Source organism: Kytococcus sedentarius (genome assembly GCF_041937525.1).
Lineage (GTDB): Bacteria > Actinomycetota > Actinomycetes > Actinomycetales > Dermatophilaceae > Kytococcus > Kytococcus sedentarius_A.
The window spans coordinates 2,492,232-2,511,153 of sequence record NZ_CP169391.1 but is presented as its reverse complement, the minus strand read 5'-3'; the positions used below and the strand labels follow the sequence as shown (position 1 = coordinate 2,511,153).

The 18,922-nt window shown below is 72.7% G+C and carries 22 protein-coding genes and 1 pseudogene; 8 read left to right on the top strand and 15 right to left on the bottom strand.

Going from position 1 to position 18,922, the window contains the following annotated elements; genetic code table 11:
• Positions 1 to 102: 102 nt before the first annotated feature.
• The 5 genes from ACEY2A_RS11830 (at position 103) to ACEY2A_RS11810 (ending at position 5,569) form a co-directional block, all read left to right on the top strand.
• Complete coding sequence (locus tag ACEY2A_RS11830) at positions 103 to 1,158, top strand: zinc-dependent alcohol dehydrogenase family protein (protein WP_374928782.1); 1,056 nt, start codon at positions 103 to 105, stop codon at positions 1,156 to 1,158.
• Complete coding sequence (locus ACEY2A_RS11825) at positions 1,155 to 2,921, top strand: aminotransferase class I/II-fold pyridoxal phosphate-dependent enzyme (protein ID WP_374928781.1); 1,767 nt, start codon at positions 1,155 to 1,157, stop codon at positions 2,919 to 2,921. The genes ACEY2A_RS11830 and ACEY2A_RS11825 overlap by 4 nt, the downstream gene beginning before the upstream one ends.
• Positions 2,921 to 3,745: a spermidine synthase gene (locus ACEY2A_RS11820; RefSeq protein ID WP_374928780.1), complete on the top strand. Its 825-nt coding sequence runs from the start codon at positions 2,921 to 2,923 to the stop codon at positions 3,743 to 3,745. The genes ACEY2A_RS11825 and ACEY2A_RS11820 overlap by 1 nt, the downstream gene beginning before the upstream one ends.
• A 108-nt stretch (positions 3,746 to 3,853) precedes the next feature.
• Positions 3,854 to 4,246: a hypothetical protein gene (locus tag ACEY2A_RS11815; RefSeq protein ID WP_374928779.1), complete on the top strand. Its 393-nt coding sequence runs from the start codon at positions 3,854 to 3,856 to the stop codon at positions 4,244 to 4,246.
• Positions 4,247 to 4,321: 75 nt separating this feature from the next.
• On the top strand, positions 4,322 to 5,569 hold the full coding sequence (locus ACEY2A_RS11810; protein WP_374928778.1) for a pyridoxal phosphate-dependent aminotransferase: 1,248 nt from the start codon (positions 4,322 to 4,324) through the stop codon (positions 5,567 to 5,569).
• Between the two features lie 59 nt (positions 5,570 to 5,628).
• Here ACEY2A_RS11810 and ACEY2A_RS11805 read toward each other — a convergent pair whose 3' ends face one another.
• The 11 genes and pseudogenes from ACEY2A_RS11805 to ACEY2A_RS11755 all read right to left on the bottom strand — a co-directional run.
• The gene (locus tag ACEY2A_RS11805) at positions 5,629 to 5,934 is read right to left on the bottom strand and encodes a hypothetical protein (protein WP_374928777.1); all 306 of its coding nucleotides are present in this window, start codon (positions 5,932 to 5,934) and stop codon (positions 5,629 to 5,631) included.
• A gap of 46 nt (positions 5,935 to 5,980) precedes the next feature.
• Positions 5,981 to 6,655 carry a hypothetical protein gene (locus ACEY2A_RS11800; RefSeq protein ID WP_374928776.1) on the bottom strand — a complete coding sequence of 225 codons (675 nt, stop codon included), beginning with the start codon at positions 6,653 to 6,655 and terminating at the stop codon, positions 5,981 to 5,983.
• Entirely contained in the window at positions 6,646 to 7,074 is a 429-nt protein-coding gene (locus tag ACEY2A_RS11795; RefSeq protein WP_374928775.1) for a hypothetical protein, read from the bottom strand. The genes ACEY2A_RS11800 and ACEY2A_RS11795 overlap by 10 nt, the downstream gene beginning before the upstream one ends.
• Before the next feature lie 90 nt (positions 7,075 to 7,164).
• Positions 7,165 to 7,524 carry a hypothetical protein gene (locus tag ACEY2A_RS11790; protein ID WP_374928774.1) on the bottom strand — a complete coding sequence of 120 codons (360 nt, stop codon included), beginning with the start codon at positions 7,522 to 7,524 and terminating at the stop codon, positions 7,165 to 7,167.
• A 9-nt stretch (positions 7,525 to 7,533) separates the two neighbouring features.
• The gene (locus tag ACEY2A_RS11785) at positions 7,534 to 7,890 is read right to left on the bottom strand and encodes a hypothetical protein (protein WP_374928773.1); all 357 of its coding nucleotides are present in this window, start codon (positions 7,888 to 7,890) and stop codon (positions 7,534 to 7,536) included.
• A gap of 1 nt (position 7,891) precedes the next feature.
• Positions 7,892 to 10,252, bottom strand: coding sequence for a phosphoribosylformylglycinamidine synthase subunit PurL (gene purL / locus ACEY2A_RS11780; protein WP_374928772.1), 2,361 nt, complete (start codon positions 10,250 to 10,252; stop codon positions 7,892 to 7,894).
• Complete coding sequence (gene purQ / locus ACEY2A_RS11775) at positions 10,249 to 10,917, bottom strand: phosphoribosylformylglycinamidine synthase subunit PurQ (protein WP_374928771.1); 669 nt, start codon at positions 10,915 to 10,917, stop codon at positions 10,249 to 10,251. The genes purL and purQ overlap by 4 nt, the downstream gene beginning before the upstream one ends.
• Positions 10,914 to 11,204 carry a phosphoribosylformylglycinamidine synthase subunit PurS gene (gene purS / locus ACEY2A_RS11770; protein ID WP_374928770.1) on the bottom strand — a complete coding sequence of 97 codons (291 nt, stop codon included), beginning with the start codon at positions 11,202 to 11,204 and terminating at the stop codon, positions 10,914 to 10,916. Before purS ends, purQ begins: the two co-directional genes overlap by 4 nt.
• Before the next feature lie 103 nt (positions 11,205 to 11,307).
• Positions 11,308 to 11,739 (bottom strand): hypothetical protein, encoded by a 432-nt coding sequence (locus ACEY2A_RS11765; RefSeq protein ID WP_374928769.1) that lies wholly within the window; start codon positions 11,737 to 11,739, stop codon positions 11,308 to 11,310.
• Between the two features lie 118 nt (positions 11,740 to 11,857).
• Positions 11,858 to 12,529, bottom strand: a complete 672-nt coding sequence (locus ACEY2A_RS11760; protein ID WP_374928768.1) for a VOC family protein — start codon at positions 12,527 to 12,529, stop codon at positions 11,858 to 11,860.
• Positions 12,526 to 12,816 (bottom strand): annotated as a pseudogene (locus tag ACEY2A_RS11755) (type II toxin-antitoxin system death-on-curing family toxin); the annotation flags it as partial. The pseudogene ACEY2A_RS11755 and the gene ACEY2A_RS11760, both read right to left, overlap by 4 nt.
• 73 nt (positions 12,817 to 12,889) lie before the next feature.
• Between ACEY2A_RS11755 and ACEY2A_RS11750 the strand changes: the two are divergent.
• A complete protein-coding gene (locus tag ACEY2A_RS11750; RefSeq protein ID WP_374928767.1) occupies positions 12,890 to 13,015 on the top strand; it encodes a hypothetical protein in 126 nt (41 codons plus the stop codon).
• A 6-nt stretch (positions 13,016 to 13,021) separates the two neighbouring features.
• Here the strand turns inward: ACEY2A_RS11750 and ACEY2A_RS11745 are convergent, their stop codons facing one another.
• Positions 13,022 to 14,278, bottom strand: coding sequence for a hypothetical protein (locus tag ACEY2A_RS11745; protein ID WP_374928766.1), 1,257 nt, complete (start codon positions 14,276 to 14,278; stop codon positions 13,022 to 13,024).
• On the opposite strand from ACEY2A_RS11745, the gene ACEY2A_RS11740 reads away from it, so the two are divergent.
• Positions 14,277 to 14,678, top strand: a complete 402-nt coding sequence (locus ACEY2A_RS11740) for an acyl-CoA thioesterase (RefSeq protein ID WP_374928765.1) — start codon at positions 14,277 to 14,279, stop codon at positions 14,676 to 14,678. The two genes, ACEY2A_RS11745 and ACEY2A_RS11740, sit on opposite strands and share 2 nt — an antisense overlap.
• A gap of 253 nt (positions 14,679 to 14,931) precedes the next feature.
• The gene (locus ACEY2A_RS11735; RefSeq protein WP_374928764.1) at positions 14,932 to 15,375 is read left to right on the top strand and encodes a hypothetical protein; all 444 of its coding nucleotides are present in this window, start codon (positions 14,932 to 14,934) and stop codon (positions 15,373 to 15,375) included.
• Between the two features lie 24 nt (positions 15,376 to 15,399).
• Here ACEY2A_RS11735 and ACEY2A_RS11730 read toward each other — a convergent pair whose 3' ends face one another.
• From ACEY2A_RS11730 to ACEY2A_RS11720, 3 genes are all read right to left on the bottom strand, one after another.
• The gene (locus ACEY2A_RS11730) at positions 15,400 to 16,380 is read right to left on the bottom strand and encodes a phosphoribosylaminoimidazolesuccinocarboxamide synthase (RefSeq protein WP_374928763.1); all 981 of its coding nucleotides are present in this window, start codon (positions 16,378 to 16,380) and stop codon (positions 15,400 to 15,402) included.
• Positions 16,377 to 17,711, bottom strand: a complete 1,335-nt coding sequence (gene purD, locus ACEY2A_RS11725) for a phosphoribosylamine--glycine ligase (RefSeq protein ID WP_374928762.1) — start codon at positions 17,709 to 17,711, stop codon at positions 16,377 to 16,379. Before purD ends, ACEY2A_RS11730 begins: the two co-directional genes overlap by 4 nt.
• A 68-nt stretch (positions 17,712 to 17,779) precedes the next feature.
• Positions 17,780 to 18,871, bottom strand: coding sequence for a winged helix DNA-binding domain-containing protein (locus ACEY2A_RS11720; protein ID WP_374928761.1), 1,092 nt, complete (start codon positions 18,869 to 18,871; stop codon positions 17,780 to 17,782).
• Positions 18,872 to 18,922: the final 51 nt, after the last annotated feature.

Sequence of the window (18,922 nt, the reverse complement as noted above, 5' to 3'; positions counted from 1 at the left end):
GCACAGGGCGGCAGCAGCCGACCCTGCGGCGGGACGCCGACCCCCGTCGGGCCAGCAGGTCCCGGCTGCCCGGGGTGCATGTCGCGTGCAAGGATCGCACGTATGAAGGCCACCGTGATCCACGCCCCCGGCGACGTCCGCCTCACCGAGGTCCCCGACCCCCGCGTCGTCCTGCCCACCGACGCGGTGGTGCGCGTCGTGGCCAGCTGCGTGTGCGGCTCCGACCTGTGGCCCTACCGGGGTGCGAATCCGGTGGACGAGCCCCGCCGCATCGGCCACGAGTTCGTCGGCGTGGTCGAGGAGGTGGGCACGGAGGTGGGCGGCCTGCGCGCCGGGCAGTTCGTCATCGCCCCCTTCGTCTGGTCGTGTGGCCAGTGCCAGGCGTGTCGATGGGGTGTGCAGACCTCGTGCGCCGACGGCGGCGGGTGGGGTGGCCCGGACCGTGACGGGCACTTCGTGGACGGCGGGCAGGGCGAGGCCGTGCGCGTGCCCCGCGCCGAGGGCACCCTGGTGCCGGTCGACGGCATCGACGACTCCGTGGACGAGCGCCTGCTGGCCTCCCTGCTGACCTGCTCGGACGTGATGGGCACCGGGTGGCACGCGGCCCTGGGCGCCGGGGTGCAGCCCGGTGAGACCGTCGCCGTCGTGGGTGACGGCGCCGTGGGCCTGTGCGCCGTGCTGGCCGCGCGGCTGCAGGGTGCCGAGCGCGTCATCGCCATGTCGCGCTATCCCTCCCGGCAGGCCGTGGCACGCGAGTTCGGTGCCACGGACGTGGTGGAGGCCCGCGGGGACGAGGGCGTGGAGGCGCTGCGCGAGCTCACCGACGGGTGGGGCGCCGACCGGGTGCTGGAGTGCGTGGGCACCCACGACGCCATGCTGCAGGCGATCCGCTCCACGCGTCCCAGTGGCTCGGTGGGCTACGTGGGTGTGCCACACGGCATCGAGCTGCCGATCGAGCTGATGTTCCGGCGCAATGTGAACCTCGGCGGCGGCGTGGCCCCGGCGCGGGAGTACGCGCCCATGCTGCGCGACCGGGTGCTGGCCGGGGAGATCGAGCCCGGCAAGGTCTTCGATGCGGTGATGCCGCTGGCGGACGTCGCGCAGGCCTACACGGCCATGGACGAGCGCACCGCCATCAAGGTGATGCTGCGGCCGTGATCGGCCACCGGCTGGTCGTACGCCCGGAGCGGCCGGGTGACCGCGAGGCCATCGGGCGCATCCGCCACGACGTCTACGCCCGGGAGCTGGGTCAGCACGCAGAGAACGACAGCGGGGTGCTCACCGACGCCCTCGACCCGCTCGTGGAGTACCTCGTGGCGCAGCGGGACGATCGGGTGGTGGGCTTCGTGGCCCTCACCCCGCCGGAGGCCGGGCGGTACTCGCTGGAGAAGTACCTGCCCCGCACGGAGCTGCCCGGACCGCCGGGACCGGGGACCTGGGAGATCCGGCTGCTCACCACCATCGCCGCCGAGCGTGGGGGCCGGGTGACCGTGGCGCTGGCGCTGGCAGCCCTGCGGTGGATCGAGGCGCGCGGCGGGCGGCAGGTGATCGGCATGGGGCGCGGGCCGCTGATGGCCATGTACGCGCGCTGCGGCCTGCGTGGGACGGGACAGCTGGTGCGCGCCGGGGCGGTGGAGTTCGAGGTGATGGCGTGCAGCATCGAGGACTCCCGGGCGCAGTACCGGGCGCAGCAGGGATGGATCGACGCCGCCGTGGCCGGGGTGGACCTGTGCCTCGATGCCGTGCGCGCGGTGGATGGCGGCACGCCCGTGGAGCCACCCCCGCCGACGTGCCCGCCAGCCGCGCCCGCCTACCACGGGGGTGCCTTCTTCACGGCGATCGGGACGGACCTGCGCACCCTGGACCGGCGGGACGACGTGGTGCCGGCTGACGTGCTCGATGCCTGGTTCCCTCCTTCCCCGCGCGTGGTCGATGCGGTGACCGAGCACCTGCCGTGGCTGGCCCGCACCTCCCCGCCCACGCACTGCGAGGGGGTGGTGCGCCTCATCGCCGACCGATGGGGTGTGCCCACCGACTGCGTGGTGCCCGGGGCGGGCTCGAGCGACCTGATCTTCCGGTGCCTGCCGCAGTGGGTGCGGCCCGGCGGCAGGGTGGTGCTGCTCGACCCGACCTACGGGGAGTACCGGCACGTGCTGGAGCAGGTCATCGGGTGCACCGTCCAGGGTGTGCCGTTGCGGGAGCAGGACGCCTTCGCCGTGGACCTCACCCGCGACCTGTCGCCCGCGGAGCTGACGGACGTGGACCTCGTGGTGCTGGTGAACCCGAACTCCCCCACCGGTCAGGTGGTGTCGCACGCGGAACTCATCGCCTGGCTGGATGAGGTGCCCGCCGACACCCGCGTGTGGGTGGACGAGACCTACCTGCCCTACGCCCAGTCGCTGGCGCAGGGGCACGCGTCCCTGGCCGCGGAGGCCGTCGGGCGCGAGAACCTGGTGGTGGTGACCTCGCTCTCCAAGGCGTGGGCGCTGTCCGGCATGCGGGCCGCGCACCTCATCGCGCACCCGGAGGTCGCGGCGCAGGTGCGGGGGCTGACGCCGCCGTGGGTGCTCTCGCTGCCCACGCAATTGGCCGTCATCGAGGCCCTTGGCGACCCGGAGTACTACACCGGGCGCTGGGCCCTCACCCACGAGCTGCGCGCGGAACTGGCTGCCGCCCTGGAGGCGCTCGGCCTGCGGGTGGTGCCCCGGGCGGTGGCGAACTACCTGCTGGCCCGCCTGCCGACCGGCGCGAGCGCCGACCGAGTGGTCGCCGCCGCCCGGAAGCAGGGCGTCTTCCTGCGGGCGACCACGGGCATGGGGCCCGCCCTGGACGGCGACGCGTGGATCCGCACCGCGGTGCGCAGCCGACAGGAGAACGACCGCATCGTCGCCGCGGTGCGCCACGGCCTGGAGGTGCGCTGATGGGGCGGAGGCGCGAGCGTCGACGGGGCCCGGGGCGGGCGGCAGAGCCCGATCCACTGGCCGATGCCGACGAGCTGCCCGCCCGCATCGGCTTCGAGGGGGCCGAGAGCGGCGGCGTGGTGGTGGTCCGCGACGGCCGACCGCAGTCCCACGTGGACCTCGAGGACCCGCTGCGACTGGAGTTCCCGTACATCGCCCACCTGGCCGCGGTGCTCGACCTCGTGGCCACGCCCGCCGCGCCGGAACGGGTCGGCGTGACGCACGTGGGCGGGGCCGGGCTGACGCTGCCGCGCTACGTGCAGGCGACGCGGCCGGGATCCCCGCAGATCGTGCTGGAGCCCGACACCGCCCTGACCGATGCGGTGCGCGCCCGCCTGCCGCTGCCGGCGGGTCACCGCATCCGGGTGCGACCACAGGACGGCCGCACCGGGGTGGCGGGACTCAAGGACGCCAGCGCCGATGCGGTGGTGGTGGACGCCTTCGACGAGGGGCTCGTGCCCGCCGACCTGCTGACGCCTGCGTTCGCGGCCGACTGCCGTCGGGTTCTCGCACCCGGGGGCGTGCTGGCCATGAACGTGGCCGACGAGCCCGGACTGGCCCGCACGGGCGAGGTGCTGGCGGCCTGGGCCGACGTGGGCTGGCAGCGTGAGCAGCTCGCCCTCATCGGCGCTCGGGAGGTGTTGAACAGCCGGCGGGGCGGCAACGTCGTGGTCGTGGCGAGTGACGCTGCGCCGGGATGGGCCGGGGCGCTGCGGCAGCGGGTGGGGCGCTCGGCACTGCCCACGGAGGTGCGCGCCGGCGCCGAGCTGGCCCGCTGGGTGTGAGGAAGCACAGCGACAGTGTGAGGAAGCTGTGCTTCCCCTGTGGGGCACGCGGCCTAGGTTTCGAGGAACAGCCCCGGCGCGCAGGCGCCCCCACGAAACGAGATGGCCATGACCAGACCCACCCGCACCCTCGCCGGCCTGTCAGCGCTCACCCTCGCGGCGACCGGTCTGGCCGGTTGCTCGAGCTCCTCGGAAGGACCCCGGGTGGCTGTCTGGGAGACGCCGTGGGGTCACACCGACAAGGGCTTCGAGGCCCGCTTCGATGTCGTCGACGACTGCCTGGTGGTGGAGGTCGAGGGGACGCAGTACCTCGCCGTGCTGCCGGGAGGCAGCGAGGTCGGCGACAGCACCATCACCGCACCTGGCGACGAGTACCCGGTCGGCGAGCAGGTCACGGTCGGCGGGGCCGCCTTCGCGCTTGACGAGGCACGGGAGGTCACCGAGCTCTCCGTTCCGTCGGAGTGCGGGGACAAGGCGACGACGGTGTGGCTCGTGACCTGACCCGAGTGGACCGGCCGGACCTGACCTGAGTGGACCCGGTGCTGCCGGCGACCCCTGCGTGGGACGATGCCGGACATGACGACGCCCGGTGACCGGACCACGCCCCGCTCCCTGCCGCAGAGCGCCAAGCTCGCGGACGTGCTGTACGAGATCCGGGGGCCGGTCAACGCCGAGGCCCAGCGCATGGAGGCCGCCGGCGAGCACATCCTGAAGCTGAACATCGGCAACCCCGCCCCGTTCGACTTCCCCCCGCCCAGCGACATCGTGCGCGACATGATCGCCACCCTGCCGGTCTCCCACGGGTACTCCGAGTCCAAGGGCATCCTCTCGGCCCGCCGCGCGGTCGTGGACCGCTACAACGAGACGCCCGGGTTCCCCGAGGTGGACGTGGACGACGTCTACCTGGGCAACGGCGTCTCCGAGCTCATCATGCTGCTGCTCAACGCCCTCCTGGACGACGGCGACGAGGTGCTGGTGCCCTCGCCGGACTACCCGCTGTGGACCGCGGCCACCTCGCTGTCCGGCGGGCGCCCCGTGCACTACCGGTGCGACGAGCAGGACGGCTGGAACCCGGACGTGGCCGACCTGGAGGCCAAGGTCAGCGAGCGCACCAAGGCGATCGTCGTCATCAACCCCAACAACCCCACCGGCGCGGTGTACGGCGACGAGACGCTGCGCGCCATCACAGACGTGGCCCGCCGCCACGGGCTCCTGCTGTTCGCCGACGAGATCTACGACCGCATCACCTACGACGACCTGCCGGTGACCAACCTGGCCACCTTCGCCCCGGACCTGCTGTGCGTCACCCTGTCCGGCCTGAGCAAGACCTATCGGGTGGCCGGTTACCGATCCGGGTGGATGGTGATCACCGGACCGCGCGACCACGCCGCCGGTTTCCTGGAGGGCGTGGAGCTGCTGACCTCCACCCGGCTGTGCGCCAACGTGCCCGGGCAGCAGGCCATCCAAGCCGCACTGGGAGGCAAGCAGTCCATCGAGGACCTGCTGCTGCCCACGGGGCGGCTCACCCGCAGCCGTGACGTGGCCTGGGAGGGGCTCAACGCCATCGATGGGGTGAGCTGCGTCAAGCCGACCGGCGCCCTGTACGCGTTCCCGCGGTTGGACCCGGAGGTCCACGCGATCCACGACGACCAGCAGTTCGCGCTGGACCTGCTGCGCAGCGAGAAGATCCTCATCACGCACGGTTCGGGCTTCAACATCCCCACCACGGACCACTTCCGCGTGGTGACGCTGCCGCATCCGGACGACCTCGCGGTGGCCGTGGAGCGGATGGGCAACTTCCTGGGCTCCTACCGCCAGGCCTGAGGGGAGCCCCCGGGAACGACCGCAGCACCGCACGCGGGGCGTGGGGGTCCAGCGCCTCGTCAGTCGAGGAGCGCCTGGATGCCCAGCAGCGCCCCCACCACGGTGCCCACCAGGGCCAGCGGCATCGCCGTCAGGGCGAACGCCATGAACGCACCCGTGCTGCCGGCGCGGCGGAACCACAGGCCACACGCCAGCGCAGCACCCGCGGCGATGAGGACCAGCGGCACCCACAGGAGCGCCATGCTCGTCTCCACCAGGGCACCGTGCAGAACCAGTCCCGCCACCGCGATGACGGTGCCCAGTGCTGCCAGCACCGCCAGCCCCTTGCCGAGTGCGGGGTTCACGGGCGTCGCTGTGTCTTCCATGGGAGCACTCTGCACGCTGGTCGGGGACCGATGCCAGCCGCGGGTGTCACTGGTCCCCCAGCCGTTCGCGGACCGCCTCCTCCAGCTCGTCCAGCGAGGCGTACTCGCCCGGGGAGGTGGCCCGCGGCGTCACCACCCGGAAGGTGCACGGGGCGTCCTTCTCGTGGGTGACGTCCTTGAGCACGTACGCGAAGCCCTCCTTCGGCACCTCCACCTCCAGCGGATCCCCCGCCGGCGAGCCCGGCACCTCGTTCCAGAAGACCATCACCCTGCTCGGCATGGCGTCCTCCACCTCCTGGGCGCCCAGGCCGAGGAAGTCGTAGTGCAGCTGCACCTCCGTGTGGCGCGGGTGGTCTCCCTTCACCGGCTCGAGCACCCGGGCGATCACGGCCAGTGGCGGCTCACCCCCGCCGAGCCCGGACGCGGTCTGGTCCGCGGGCAGCACGCGCCCGGTGTGGACCACCGCAATGCCCTCGGACTGCGCCACCAGCTCGTCCAACGTGGCAACGGGGCCGTCCATCGCGTCGCGGCTGGTGACCATGTCCCCCAGCTCGGTGTTGTCGGGTGCCTGCTCGCACCGCTCCAGCTTCTCGGTGTGCTCATCACTGCCCACAAGGGAACACCCGCCCAGTGCCGGCAGCGTCAGCGCCGCGACCGCCAGGGCCCCGGAGCGCGCCGACCACCGCCCACCCAGCACCCTCCGCGGGGTGTTCACAGCCACCCCGGAACCAGCAGCCACGCGGAGACACCGGTGGCCACCAGCAGCGCCACCAGCGCCAGCCACCGTTCCTTGGCCCGCCAGACAGCGCCGATGAGGAAGGGCGGGAAGAGCAGGAAGGCGCCACCGAGTGCCGCCGCGACCGTGTCGAAGGGGCCCTCGGACTCCATGCTCATCTCCCCGCCGAACCCCTCCTGGACGCTGGAGACGACGGCCCACCCACCCCACAACAGGTGGGCGACGAAGCCGATGAGGAGCACCAGCATCACGGCTCCACCCACCAGCCGGAACAGGCCGCCTCCACGGGGACCGGGCAGCAGCGCCACCAGCAGGCAGGCGACCCAGACCACCAGGGCCACGGTGACCTGCGACCACTCCACACCGGCGGGCAGCGGGAGGTCCAGGGGAAGCGGAGTGCTCATGGGACGAGTGTGCGCCGCAGCAGCGGCCCACGGTGCGCGACGCGGTCAGCCCGTGGGTGGATTCTGCGCGCGGCGCACGCGCCAGCGCGATCAGCCGTTGACGAACCAGCCGAGCTCGGGCAGGGCCATGGCGAGCGTCACCATCATCGCCACGGTGAAGGCGCGGTCGGTGCGGGCCCGCCAGAAGGTGAGCAGCACGGCACCCACCGCCAGGGCACGAAGGGCCAGCACGGTCAGGTAGCCCGAGCCACCCCCGCCCGGCAGCGGCCCCTCGGCGAGCGAGGCGAAACCCACCCAGCCCAGGAACCCGACCACCAGAGCGGTCACCACCGCGGCCACCCCGCGCTTCACCACACCGGCCGGCTCGCTGCGGCGAGTGGCAGCGAAGACGGCCAGCGCGGTCACCAGGACCACCGCCACGGTGGGGACCACCAGGTCAGCAGGATTCACAACGCCTCCTCAGAGCTGGGTTCCCAGCACCAGCAACAGACCCAGCGCCGCGGCCACCATGGCGGCGGTGAAGCGGTGCGTGGTCCGCTGCCGGAAGAACATCACCGTCAGCACCACCGCGGGGACCAGCAGCACCATCAACGAGGCCGCGAAGGGCGCGTTCAGCGCCTCGAGGCCATCCGCGTCGTAGGTGCGTGCGAAGACGGTCCCCAGCATCGCGTAGCTGACGGCCACCAGCGCCATCACCGCCGCCGCGACGCCCACCATCCACACCGGCGCGGGGCGGCCACCGCCCCCGGCGGCGCGGCCGATCATCACGACCGCCAGGGCGATGAGGGCCGCCAGGGGCAGCACGACGACGTACACGTCAGTGCCCGTGCGCCTCGGCGATGGCCGCCTCCACCACAGCCTCGTCCCCGGACAGCAGCTCGCGGAAGGTCCGCTGGCGCGCCTCGGTGATCTCCGATGCGGTGAGCGTCACCTCCCCGGCTCCCGTCCCCACCCGCAGCGCGTCGCCACCGGTGGTGGCACCCAGCGCCACGGCCGGCACGCCGTGCTCCTCGGCCAGCGCGTCGAAGGCCTCGCGGTGCGCGGGATCCACGGCCACGAGCACGCGCCCACCGGACTCGGAGAACAGGACCGCCGCCGCGTCGAGCGCACCGTCGGTCGCGTCGAGCACGGGGTCGAGGTGCACGCGGGCGCCCACACCGTGGCGGGCCACACCCTCCGCGAGCGCGACAGCGAGGCCACCCTCGGAGAGGTCGTGCGAACCGGCCACCAGACCCTCAGCAGCGGCCCGGCCCAGGAGCTCGCCCAGCCGGCGTTCGGCCGCGAGGTCCACCTGCGGCGGGGTGCCACCCAGGTGCCCGTGGAGACCGGCCCACGCGGAGCCGTCCAGCTCGTCGCGGGTCTCCCCCAGGAGCAGCAGGTCCAGACCGGCCGCACGCCAGGCGGTGGGGATGCGACGGTCCACGTCGTCCAGCACACCCAGCACCGCCACCAGCGGGGTGGGGTGGATGGCGGTGTCACCCGTGGAGTTGTACAGCGACACGTTGCCACCGGTCACCGGGACACCCAGCTCCAGGCAGCCGTCCGCCAGGCCGCGGATGGCCTCGGCGAACTGCCACATGGTGCCCGGCTCCTCCGGGGAACCGAAGTTCAGGCAGTCCGAGACGGCGCGCGGCGCGGCACCGCTGGCGGCCACGTTGCGGTACGCCTCGGCCAGGCTCAGCTGCGCACCCGCGTACGGGTCCAGGTAGCTGAACCGGTTGTTGCAGTCCGTGCTCAGTGCCACGCCCCGGCCGGTGCGCTCGTCCACGCGGACCACGCCCGCGTCGTCCGGCATGGCGGCGGCGGTGTTGCCCTGCACGTAGCGGTCGTACTGGTCGGTGATCCAGCTGGCGTCCGCCAGGTTGGGGCTGCCCAGCAGGTCCAGCAGGGCCGCGCGCAGATCCACAGCGGCGGCGGGTCGCTCCAGGCCGGCGGCGGACACGGTGTCGGCGTTCACCGCATCGAGCCACTCCGGGCGCTCGAAGGGGCGCTCGTAGACCGGGCCGTCGTGCGCCACGGTGCGCGGGTCCACGTCCACGATGGTCTCGCCCTGCCAGTCGATGACGAGGCGACCGGTGTCGGTGACCTCACCCAGCCAGGAGTACTCGACCTCCCAGTGGGCCATGACGGCCTCGAACGCCTCGGCGTTCTGCGGCGTCACCACCGCCATCATGCGCTCCTGCGACTCGGACATGAGGATCTCGCCGGCGTTCAGGGTGGGGTCGCGCAGCAGCACGCTGGTGAGCTCGATGTGCATGCCGCCCTCGCCGTTCGAGGCCAGCTCGCTGGTGGCGCACGAGATGCCGGCGGCGCCCAGGTCCTGGATGCCCTCCACGAGGCCCTCGCGGTAGAGCTCGAGGCAGCACTCGATGAGCACCTTCTCGCTGAACGGGTCACCCACCTGCACGCTCGGTCGCTTGGAGGGGCCGTCCTCATCGAACGAGCCGGAGGCCAGCACCGAGGCGCCACCGATGCCGTCGCCACCGGTGCGGGCACCGAAGAGCACCACCCGGTTGCCCACGCCCGAGGCGTTGGCCAGGTGGATGTCCTGCTTCTTCATGGCGCCCACGCACAGGGCGTTGACCAACGGGTTGCCCTGGTACACCGCATCGAAACGCGTCTCCCCGCCGATGTTGGGCAGGCCCAGGGAGTTGCCGTAGCCGCTGATGCCGGCCACCACGCCCGGGAGCACCCGCAAGGTGTCCGGGTGCGCGGGGTCACCGAAGCGCAGGGCGTCCATGACGGCGATGGGGCGGGCCCCCATCGAGATGATGTCGCGGACGATGCCGCCCACGCCGGTGGCGGCGCCTTGGTAGGGCTCCACGAAGCTCGGGTGGTTGTGGGACTCGACCTTGAAGGTGACCGCCCAGTCGTCGCCGATGTCCACCACGCCGGCGTTCTCCCCGATGCCGACCAGCAGGTGCTCACGCATCTCCTCGGTCTGCTTCTCGCCGAACTGGCGCAGGTGCACCTTGGAGGACTTGTAGGAGCAGTGCTCGGACCACATGACCGAGTACATGGCCAGCTCGGCGTTGGTGGGGCGGCGGCCGAGGATCTCGCGGATGCGGTCGTACTCGTCGGCGGCCAGGCCCAGCTCGGCGAAGGGCTGCTCGGTCTGGGGCGTCTCGGCCGCGTGGGTGACGGTGTCGAGCTGGGCGTTGGGGTCGGTGGTGCTCATCGGGCCATCTCCCGCAGGACGGAGGTGAAGAAGGGCAGGCCGTCGGTGGAGGGGCCGTAGCCCTCCTCGACGCAGTGCTCCGGGTGGGGCATGAGGCCCACCACGTTGCCGCGCTCGTTGGTGATGCCGGCGATGTCGCGCAGGGAGCCGTTCGGGTTGTGCTCGAGGTAGCGGGCCACGACGCGGCCCTCGCCCTCGAGGGCGTCGAGCGTGGCGTCGTCGGCCACGTAGCCGCCCTCGCCGTTCTTGAGCACGATGGTGATTTCCTGCCCCTCGGCGTAGCCGGAGGTCCAGGCGGTGGAGCTGTTCTCGATGCGCAGGCGCTGGTCGCGGCAGACGAAGGTCTGGTGGTCGTTGCGGATGAGCGCGCCGGGCAGCAGGTGCGACTCACAGAGCACCTGGAAGCCGTTGCAGATGCCGAGCACGGGCATGCCGCGTCGGGCCTCGGCGATGACGCGGGTCATCATCGGGGCGAACCGGGCGATGGCGCCGCAGCGGAGGTAGTCGCCGTAGGAGAAGCCGCCCGGGAGGACCACCGCATCGATGCCGGTGAGGTCCTCGTCGCCGTGCCACAGGGCCACGGCCTGGCCGCCGGCCAGCTCGATGGCGCGGGCCGCGTCGCGGTCGTCCAGGGAGCCGGGGAAGGTGACGACGCCGACCTTCACGCCGTGGCCTCCTGCGCCGTGTCGGCCTCCAGCTCGGCCGCGGTCGCCTCACGGACGCTCACGACGTCCTCGATGACGGGGTTGCTCAGCAGCGTGGTCGCGGCCTCGCGGGCGGAGGAGAGCACGGCATCGGTGACCTCCCCGTCGACGGCGAGCACGAAGCGCTTGCCCTGGCGGACCTCGGTGAAGCCCTCGATGCCGAGCTTGGGCAGGGCGCCGGCGATGGCCTTGCCCTGCGGGTCGAGGATCTCCGGCTTCGGCATGACGTCGACGATGACGTGGCCCATGGACGCTCCTGGGGGACGTGGCGATCGGGCCGCTGACTGCGCACCCGCGTGCAGGCCGGAGTCTACTGGCGCAGTGCACCCGCCCGTCGCGAGCCCGTTGCGGTCAGAGGGGGCCGGTCCCCGCGGAGAAGTGCAGCTCGCGCTCTCCACACCGCATGTCGGGCGTGAACCCCTCGTCCTCGCCCGGGGTCCACCCGGTGCCACCGACCGCCAGCTCCTCCCCCGCGCGGACCACCTCCCCGCCTGAGAAGGTGATCTGCTCGCCGGGCGTGCTCGTCGCGCCCTCCGGGTAGACGGTGGTCGCCTCGGAGCCGTCGGCGCCCACGGTGTACCAGCACGCGTGGTCTGCGTCCCAGGTCAGCTCACCGATGATGAGGGGCTCCCCCTCGGCGTGGCTCGGCGGGTTGGTGTAGACCACCATCCCGTCGGACACCTGGACCGACGAGGGTTGCAACGCACCCAGGAGGCCGTCGCAGCCGGCTAGGCCGATGACTCCGGCGGCGGCGAGGCCGATGGTCAGGAGACGCGTGGTCATGGTTCCCCCCTCCGTCAGTGGTGAAGCCAGCGTGGCAGACCCTGCGCCCCACCCACCAGAGCGCTGGTCGGACTGTGCTCGACCTGTGATGAGGACCGCGCACCTCCTATGAGGAGGGTCAGCACTCGTCGGCGTCCGGTGGGGCGAAGGCACAGAACTCGTTGCCCTCCGGGTCGGCCAGGACCACCCAGCCAGGCTGTCGGTCGACGACCGTGGCACCGGCCGCGACCAGGTCGCCCTCCTCGCCCCAGAGGTCCGGGTGCACGCGGTTCGTCTCCACCTTCGGCTCGGGCACCGGCACGAAGACCCAGCTCTCCCACGGCCAGCCCTCCGGCGGGTCGACCCACCACCACCCGTGCTCCTCGTCGTGACCGAGCTCGCCGCCGATGACCCCGTGCCACCAGGTCGCCTGGGCCTGCGGGTCGGCGCAGTCCAGGACCAGCTCGTAGAACGGGTCCGCGGCGGGGTCGTCGCGGACGAAGGCGCACAGCTCGCCGCCGTCGGGGTCGCGCAGGATCGTCCAGGCGAAGGTGTCCGCGTCGGCGACGGTCGCCCCCGCATCGATCAGACGCTGCACCGATGGGGTGCTCACGTCCACGTGCAGCCGGTTCTTCGCCTGCCGGGGCTCGTCCACCCGGTTGACCCACACGGCCCGCTCGGGGGCGCCACCCCTCAGGAGGGCGCCGGTGGAGCGCTCCTCGCTGCGCAGGCCCAGCGCCACGGACCAGAAGCGGGCGGCGGCGGGGACGTCCAGCGCATCGAGGCAGAGGTCCTTGTAGCGGGCGATCATGGGCTCACGTTAGCCGGCGCCTTCCGGAGACGTCTGGCGATGGCGTCGACCTCGCGCAGCTCACCGAAGGCAACGGCCATCACGAGGTCGACGGCGTCGTCCGGTGCGAGGTTCAGCCGCAGACCCTGGTGGTCCAGGCGCACGACCACGGCCAGCAGTGCCAATCGCTTGTTGTCGTCCACCAGCGGATGGTGGGTGGCCACGGAGTGGAGCAACGCCGCGGCCTTCTCGGCATCCGAGGGATACGCCGGAGCACCCATCACGGTCAGGTAGGGACGCTCCGCGGCCGACGCGAGCGCCCCTCACGCTCGGCCAGCTCCGCCAGGGCAGCGTCCAAAGTTTCGTCGATGCGCAGTGTGAGTGCCACGACCCAGCGATACCGACGCCCGCCGGACCAGCCTGAAGCCGAGCGCCATCGCGTTCGGGCGGCTGCCGTTCCAGCTGCCGATGATGGCCCAGGCCAACCTGGCGCGCCACAAGGGCTGAGTCCGTTCAGTCGCCGTCCTGCCCCTGCGACTCCTCGGCACCCCGGGAGCGGATCTTCTCGGCCTTGGACAGGATGCTGCGCTCTCGCCGCTCCTGCAGCCGCCCGGTCAGCCCCTTCGCACGGCTGATGCCCTTCGCACGGGCGGCGTCAACAGCCGAAGCGGAGTCCTTCGCCAAACCGCGCACGGACTCCGTCCACGAGCGCTCCTGGCCACCCTCCAGCTCACCCAGGGGAACGTCGACGCGCTCGGCGAACAGCACCACCTCGTCGCGCACGGAGTTGACGCCGCGCACGGCCCGCGGCGCGGAGAGCGGGTTCACCACGCGCTGGGCGTTGCTCAGCTCGGCGGCCAGGGCAGTGGAGGCCATGATCTGCCGGAGGGCCTCGGCGAGCCGCGCCTCTCGGTCAGCACGCGCGCGTGAGATGCCGACGCGGTGGTCGTCCAGCTGGTCGGGCTCGGCCTCCTCGACCCGGGCCAGTTCCAGCAGGGCCTGACGCTCCTCCAAGCGGATCACCTGCGCAATGATGCCGAGCCAGAACGAGATGTCCTGGTGCAGGGTCGGGAACAGCTGGGCGGTGCGGTCGGGGTCACCCTTGTGCTTCTCCACCTGGCGGGCGATGGCGCGCAGCTGCTCGACCGACTCCACCTGGAGCGTGGAGAGGTGGATGGCGTTCGCCTGCACCTTGGACCAGGTCACCGCCGAGACGGTCCCGGTCTGCTCGTTCAGCGCGGTCGCCTCGTCGATGGTCAGGGCCACGCCCCCGAGCCGTCCCAGGGCAGCAGTGCGGTGCTGCTCCAAGAGCATGTCGAGCTTGGCGTCGATGACCTCGAGGTAGTCCTGGATCTCCTCGAGCATCTTCTCGATGGCCATCTTCGTGCCGGCAGCCGCCAGAGCAGCGGCGCTCGCCGGGGTGACCAGTGCCGCCTTCTCGAAGGTCAGGTGCTTGGCGATCGCCCCGCCGGAACCCCCGGCCGTGTCCTTCGCCCGAATCACCCCCGACGTGAGGTTCTCCAGCGACACCCCGTTGCGCTTGATGAAGTCCGCGGTCTCAGCATCGAGCCTGATGTACCGCCCACTCGTGGCCTGCACCGCGGACGCCCCGCCCAGGAGGGTGCTGACCGTGCTGAGCACCGTGGGGGTCATGGACCGGGTGGGTCGTGGCGATGCGGCGTCGAGGGCAGCGAGCGCGGACTCCGACCCGAGAACGAGCACGCCGTCGTCAGTGGCGTGGACCAGGACGGCGTCAGAACTCTGTGGCATGTCCCACATCATGCATGACGCCCCCGACAACCACCTCGACCCCACCATCCGGGTCACCGCCATGCCAACCGACGCCAACATGTACAGCGACATCTTCGGCGGCTGGCTGATGGCCCAGATGGACCTGGCAGCCAGCTCGGTGGCCTCCCGCCGGTCGCAGGGCCGAGCGGCGACCGTCGCGGTGGAGTCCATGAGCTTCCACCGCCCGGTGACCATCGGTGACGAGGTGACGGTGTACGCCTACCTGACCGGCTCGGGACGCACCTCGATGCGGATCTCCGCGCAGGCGTGGTCCCGTGCCCGGCACTCCGAGGAGGCACACGTCATCACCCGCGGGGAGTTCACCTTAGTGGCCACCGATGGCGACGGCCGGCCGCGCGCCCTGCCGGCTGGCGACTGAGCGGCTCAGCCGAGAGCCGCCCCCATCGCGGGATCGACGGTGTGCAGAACGCACCACGGACTGAACGCGAACGGGGTGGGCGGTCGGCGCGGTGCACACGGCGAAGGCCCCGCTCGCCTGAGCGGGGCCTTCCCAACGGTGGCTCCTCAGTGAAACGGTGAAACCCCAAGCTTTGAGTGTGCCGTCAGGGGCCCGTTCCCCCATACCCACCCGGCTGTCAACATCATGACCCACAACAGCTAGGAGAAGAACCATGCACATCATCCCGCGGCACGGAACCCTCCTTCTCGCTGCCGCGCTGGCGCTCACCGGGTGCAGTGGCCCGACAGAGCACCGTTCCCTCCACGACCTCAACGCTGAGAGCGCCGTTCACGTGGACTACGAACCGGTGGACACGGGGCCCGCTGTGGTCACGCACGCCACAGACGCTGCCGTCGTCCGTCTCACGGACGTGCACCCCGGCCACCAGCGGAAGATCCGTGGCGAAATCCGCTACGAGTTCGCATCCTTGACCGCAGAGGTGGTGGAGTCCCTGCACGGATCCAACAAGGCCGGAGAGGTGCTGCACCTCGAGATGATCCGGCCTGAGGGATCCGAGATCGAGAACCTCATGGTCCCCGGTGAGGACCCCGGCTCACCCTGGGCTGGTGCCGAGGGGGTCGAGGACGTCGCTCAGAGCATCAAGGAGAGCAGCTGACGCCCGCACTCCCGCCGGCGCGGCTCAGCGGAAGGACTGCCCCGTCAACCGCTCGTAGGCCTCCACGTACTTGGCGCGCGTGCCGGCCACCACCTCATCGGGCAGGGCCGGCGGCGGGGTGTCGGAGTCCTTGTCCCACCCCGAGGCGTCCGAGGTCAGCCAGTCGCGGACGTACTGCTTGTCGAAGCTCGCCTGCTGGCGCCCCGGCTCGAAGCCGTCCGCGGGCCAGAACCGCGAGGAGTCCGGGGTGAGCACCTCGTCGGCCAGCACGATGCGCACCGCGCCGGACGCGAGCTCCTCCTCGGTGACCGTGCGCAGGTCGCGCTCGGCATCGACGCCCTCCAGACCGAACTCCACCTTGGTGTCGGCCACGATGATGCCTCGCTGCGCCGCGATCTCGTGCCCCCGCCGCAGGATCTCCACGGTCAGGTTGCGGGCCGCGCGGGCCAGCGGGTGACCGATGAGGGTGCGCACCTCCTCGTAGCTGATCGGCTCGTCGTGCTCGCCGGCCGGGGCCTTCGTGGACGGGGTGAAGATCGGGTCGGGCAGCTCCGAGCCGTCCACCAGGCCCTCAGGCAGGCGCACACCGGAGACGCTGCCGGACTGCTGGTACTCCGCCAGCCCGCCGCCGGTGAGGTGGGCGCGGGCCACGCACTCCACGGGCAGCATCCGCAGCCGCTTCACGAGCACCGCGCGGCCGGCCACGGCCTCGGGCACGCAGGGCGCCTCGGTGGCCAGCACGTGGTGGGGCACCAGGTCGGCCAGCTGGTCGAACCACCACAGGCTCATGCGCGTGAGCACCTCGCCCTTGTCGGCGATGGGCGTCTCCAGGACATGGTCGTAGGCGCTGATGCGGTCGCTGGCCACCATGAGCAGCACGTCCTCGGCGGCGTACCCCTCGGGCAGCGGGGCGTCGGGGCCGGGTGCGTAGAGCTCGCGCACCTTGCCGGCGTGCACCAGCTCGTAGCCGGGCAGCTCGCGGGCGGCGGGGTCCTGGGTGCTCACAGCGTGATCCTTCCGGCCGCGGCCTCGGCGGCGATGTCGGTGCGGGCCCACCCACCGGGCAGGTCGATGAGGGACAGGGCGGCGTAGGCGTTCTCGCGGGCGTGCGCCAGGTCGGCGCCGCGGGCCACGACGTCCAGCACGCGGCCGCCGCTGGCCACCAGCCGGTCACCCTCGAGGCGGGTGCCGGCGTGCAGCACCACCGCGCCGCGCGCCTCGGCCTCGGCGATGCCGGTGAGCTGACCCCCCGGCACGGGGCTGGCCGGGTAGCCGTCGGCGGCGAGGACCACGACGCAGGCGGACTCGTCGGCGAAGGTGGGCTCGGCCGCATCGGACAGGCTGCCGGTCGCGGCGGCGAGCAGCAGCGGCGCCAGGGGCGACGTGAGGCGCGCGAGGACGGCCTGGGAGTCCGGGTCGCCGAAGCGGACGTTGAACTCGACCACCCGGGGGCCGGCGGCGGTGAGGGCCACCCCGACGTACAGGACGCCCACGAAGGGCGTGCCGCGGCGGGCCATCTCGTCGGCCACCGGCTGGGCGATGGTGCGGACCACCTCCCCTTCGAGGTCCTCCGGCGCCCACGGCAGCGGGCTGTAGGCGCCCATGCCGCCGGTGTTGGGGCCGAGGTCGCCGTCGCCGGCCCGCTTGAAGTCCTGCGCGGCGGGCAGGGCGCGGGCGGTGGTGCCGTCGAGCAGGCAGAAGACGCTGGCCTCGGGGCCGTCGAGGTACTCCTCGATGACGACCTGGCCCTCCTTGGCGATGCAGTCCCGGGCGTGCTGCTCGGCCTCGGCGCGGTCGGTGGTCACCACGACGCCCTTGCCGCCGGCGAGGCCATCGGCCTTGACCACCCACGGGACGGGCGTGCCCGCAGCGGAGGTGGCGAAGGTGTCGAGGGCCTCGGTGACCGCCGTCTCGTCGGTGCAGGTGCGGGCCTGCGCGGTGGGGACCTGCGCGGCGGCCATGACCTCCTTGGCGAAGGCCTTGCTGCCCTCCAGGCGCGCGGCGGCGCGGTCGGGGCCCAGGGTGGGGACTCCCGCATCGCGCAGGGCATCGGCGACGCCCGCCACCAGCGGGGCCTCGGGACCGACCACGACGAGCTCGGCACCCAGCTCCTGGGCGAGGGCGACGACGGCGGCCGGGCTGGCAGCATCGACGGCGCGGCACTCGGCGAGCTGCGCCATGCCGGGGTTGCCCGGGGCCGCGAAGAGTTCCAGCGGACGGGGGTCGACGGGGGCCGTGGAGCCGGCCGCGGGGTCGTGGGCGGAGGGGTCCGTACGGCGCAGGGCCTCGAGGATGCCGTGCTCACGTCCACCGGTGCCGATGACGAGGATCTTCACGGGCGTGACCCTATCGGCCCCCTCGCGCCGCACCTCGCGCACCTCGTCGCGGCGGACTTGGGCCCAGCTCAGGCCGGCAGCGATGCAGTGAGCCGCGGCAGCGCGTTCTCGACCGGCGCCGGCAGACCGCGGGGCGCGAACGGCTCCACTGCCACCGGTGCGCCCGTGCGCGTCCGTCGCCTCCACGTGCCCACGGCGTGCCCCTTGTGCAGGACCGTGCCCTTGAACATGCCGTTCTTCCCCGGCACCACGAGTTGCTCCTCCTGGGACGTCAGCACCGCCGCCCGGTGGCCGTACCCGAGGACGACCTCGTCGAAACCCGGCAGCAACAACGGCGTCGCGGTGGACCGCTGGCACTCGGCGTACCGGTCGGGCAGGCCCGGCGCCATCCAGTGGGTGCGGCCGTCGACCTCGGTGCTGGTCAGCTCGCCGCAGAGCTCCGCGAGCGCCGCCCGGGCCTCGGCCTTGGTGAGCTTGCTCCACCAGCAGAAGTCCTCCACCGGCACCGGACCGCGGGCCGCCACGTACCGGCGCAGCAGCTCACGCACCGCCTCCTCGCGCTCCAGCGTGCGTGGGGCGGTGACCCACTCCTCGGCGAGGACGAAGCGCTGCTCCTTGCCCGCCATCGGCCCCTGCACCAGGACCCCGCGCAGCGCCAGGTGGAACAGCAGGTGGTAGCCGCGCCCCGCGTCGGTCGCCAGTCCCGCCTCCTGCCACGCGGCCAACAGCTCGGCGCGCACCAAGCCCGATGCGGGGTCGCCCACCACCGCCCCCGCCAGCCGCTCCCGCGCGACGGCCTCCGCCCGGTCGATGGTGGCCGCATCGAGGCCCAGTCCGGCGCGCCGGCGCTCCGTGGACTGCAGCACCTTGGCCGCGGTCAGCTCCCGCACCCAGCCGGCGTCCTCGGCGGGCACCACGAAGAGCGTGCCCCGCATCGGCCAGGTGCGGACGATCTCGCCGGCGTCGAGGGCGGCGCGGACCTGGTCGAGCGAGCGGCCGGTGGTGCGCAGCGCGAGCGAGATCAGGACGCCGGGGAGGTCCTGCCCCTGCGCGGCGACGAGGAGGCGGGCCGCGTCGGTGGGCGTGGGCAGCGGCTCGACGAGCCCCTGCGAGACCAGCCGCATCCGCGCGACGGCCTCCAGGGTGGGTGCGGCGGGCATGCCACCGAGCCTAGCGGCCGGCGCGGACAGCAGGCCGCGCGCCAGCGCTAC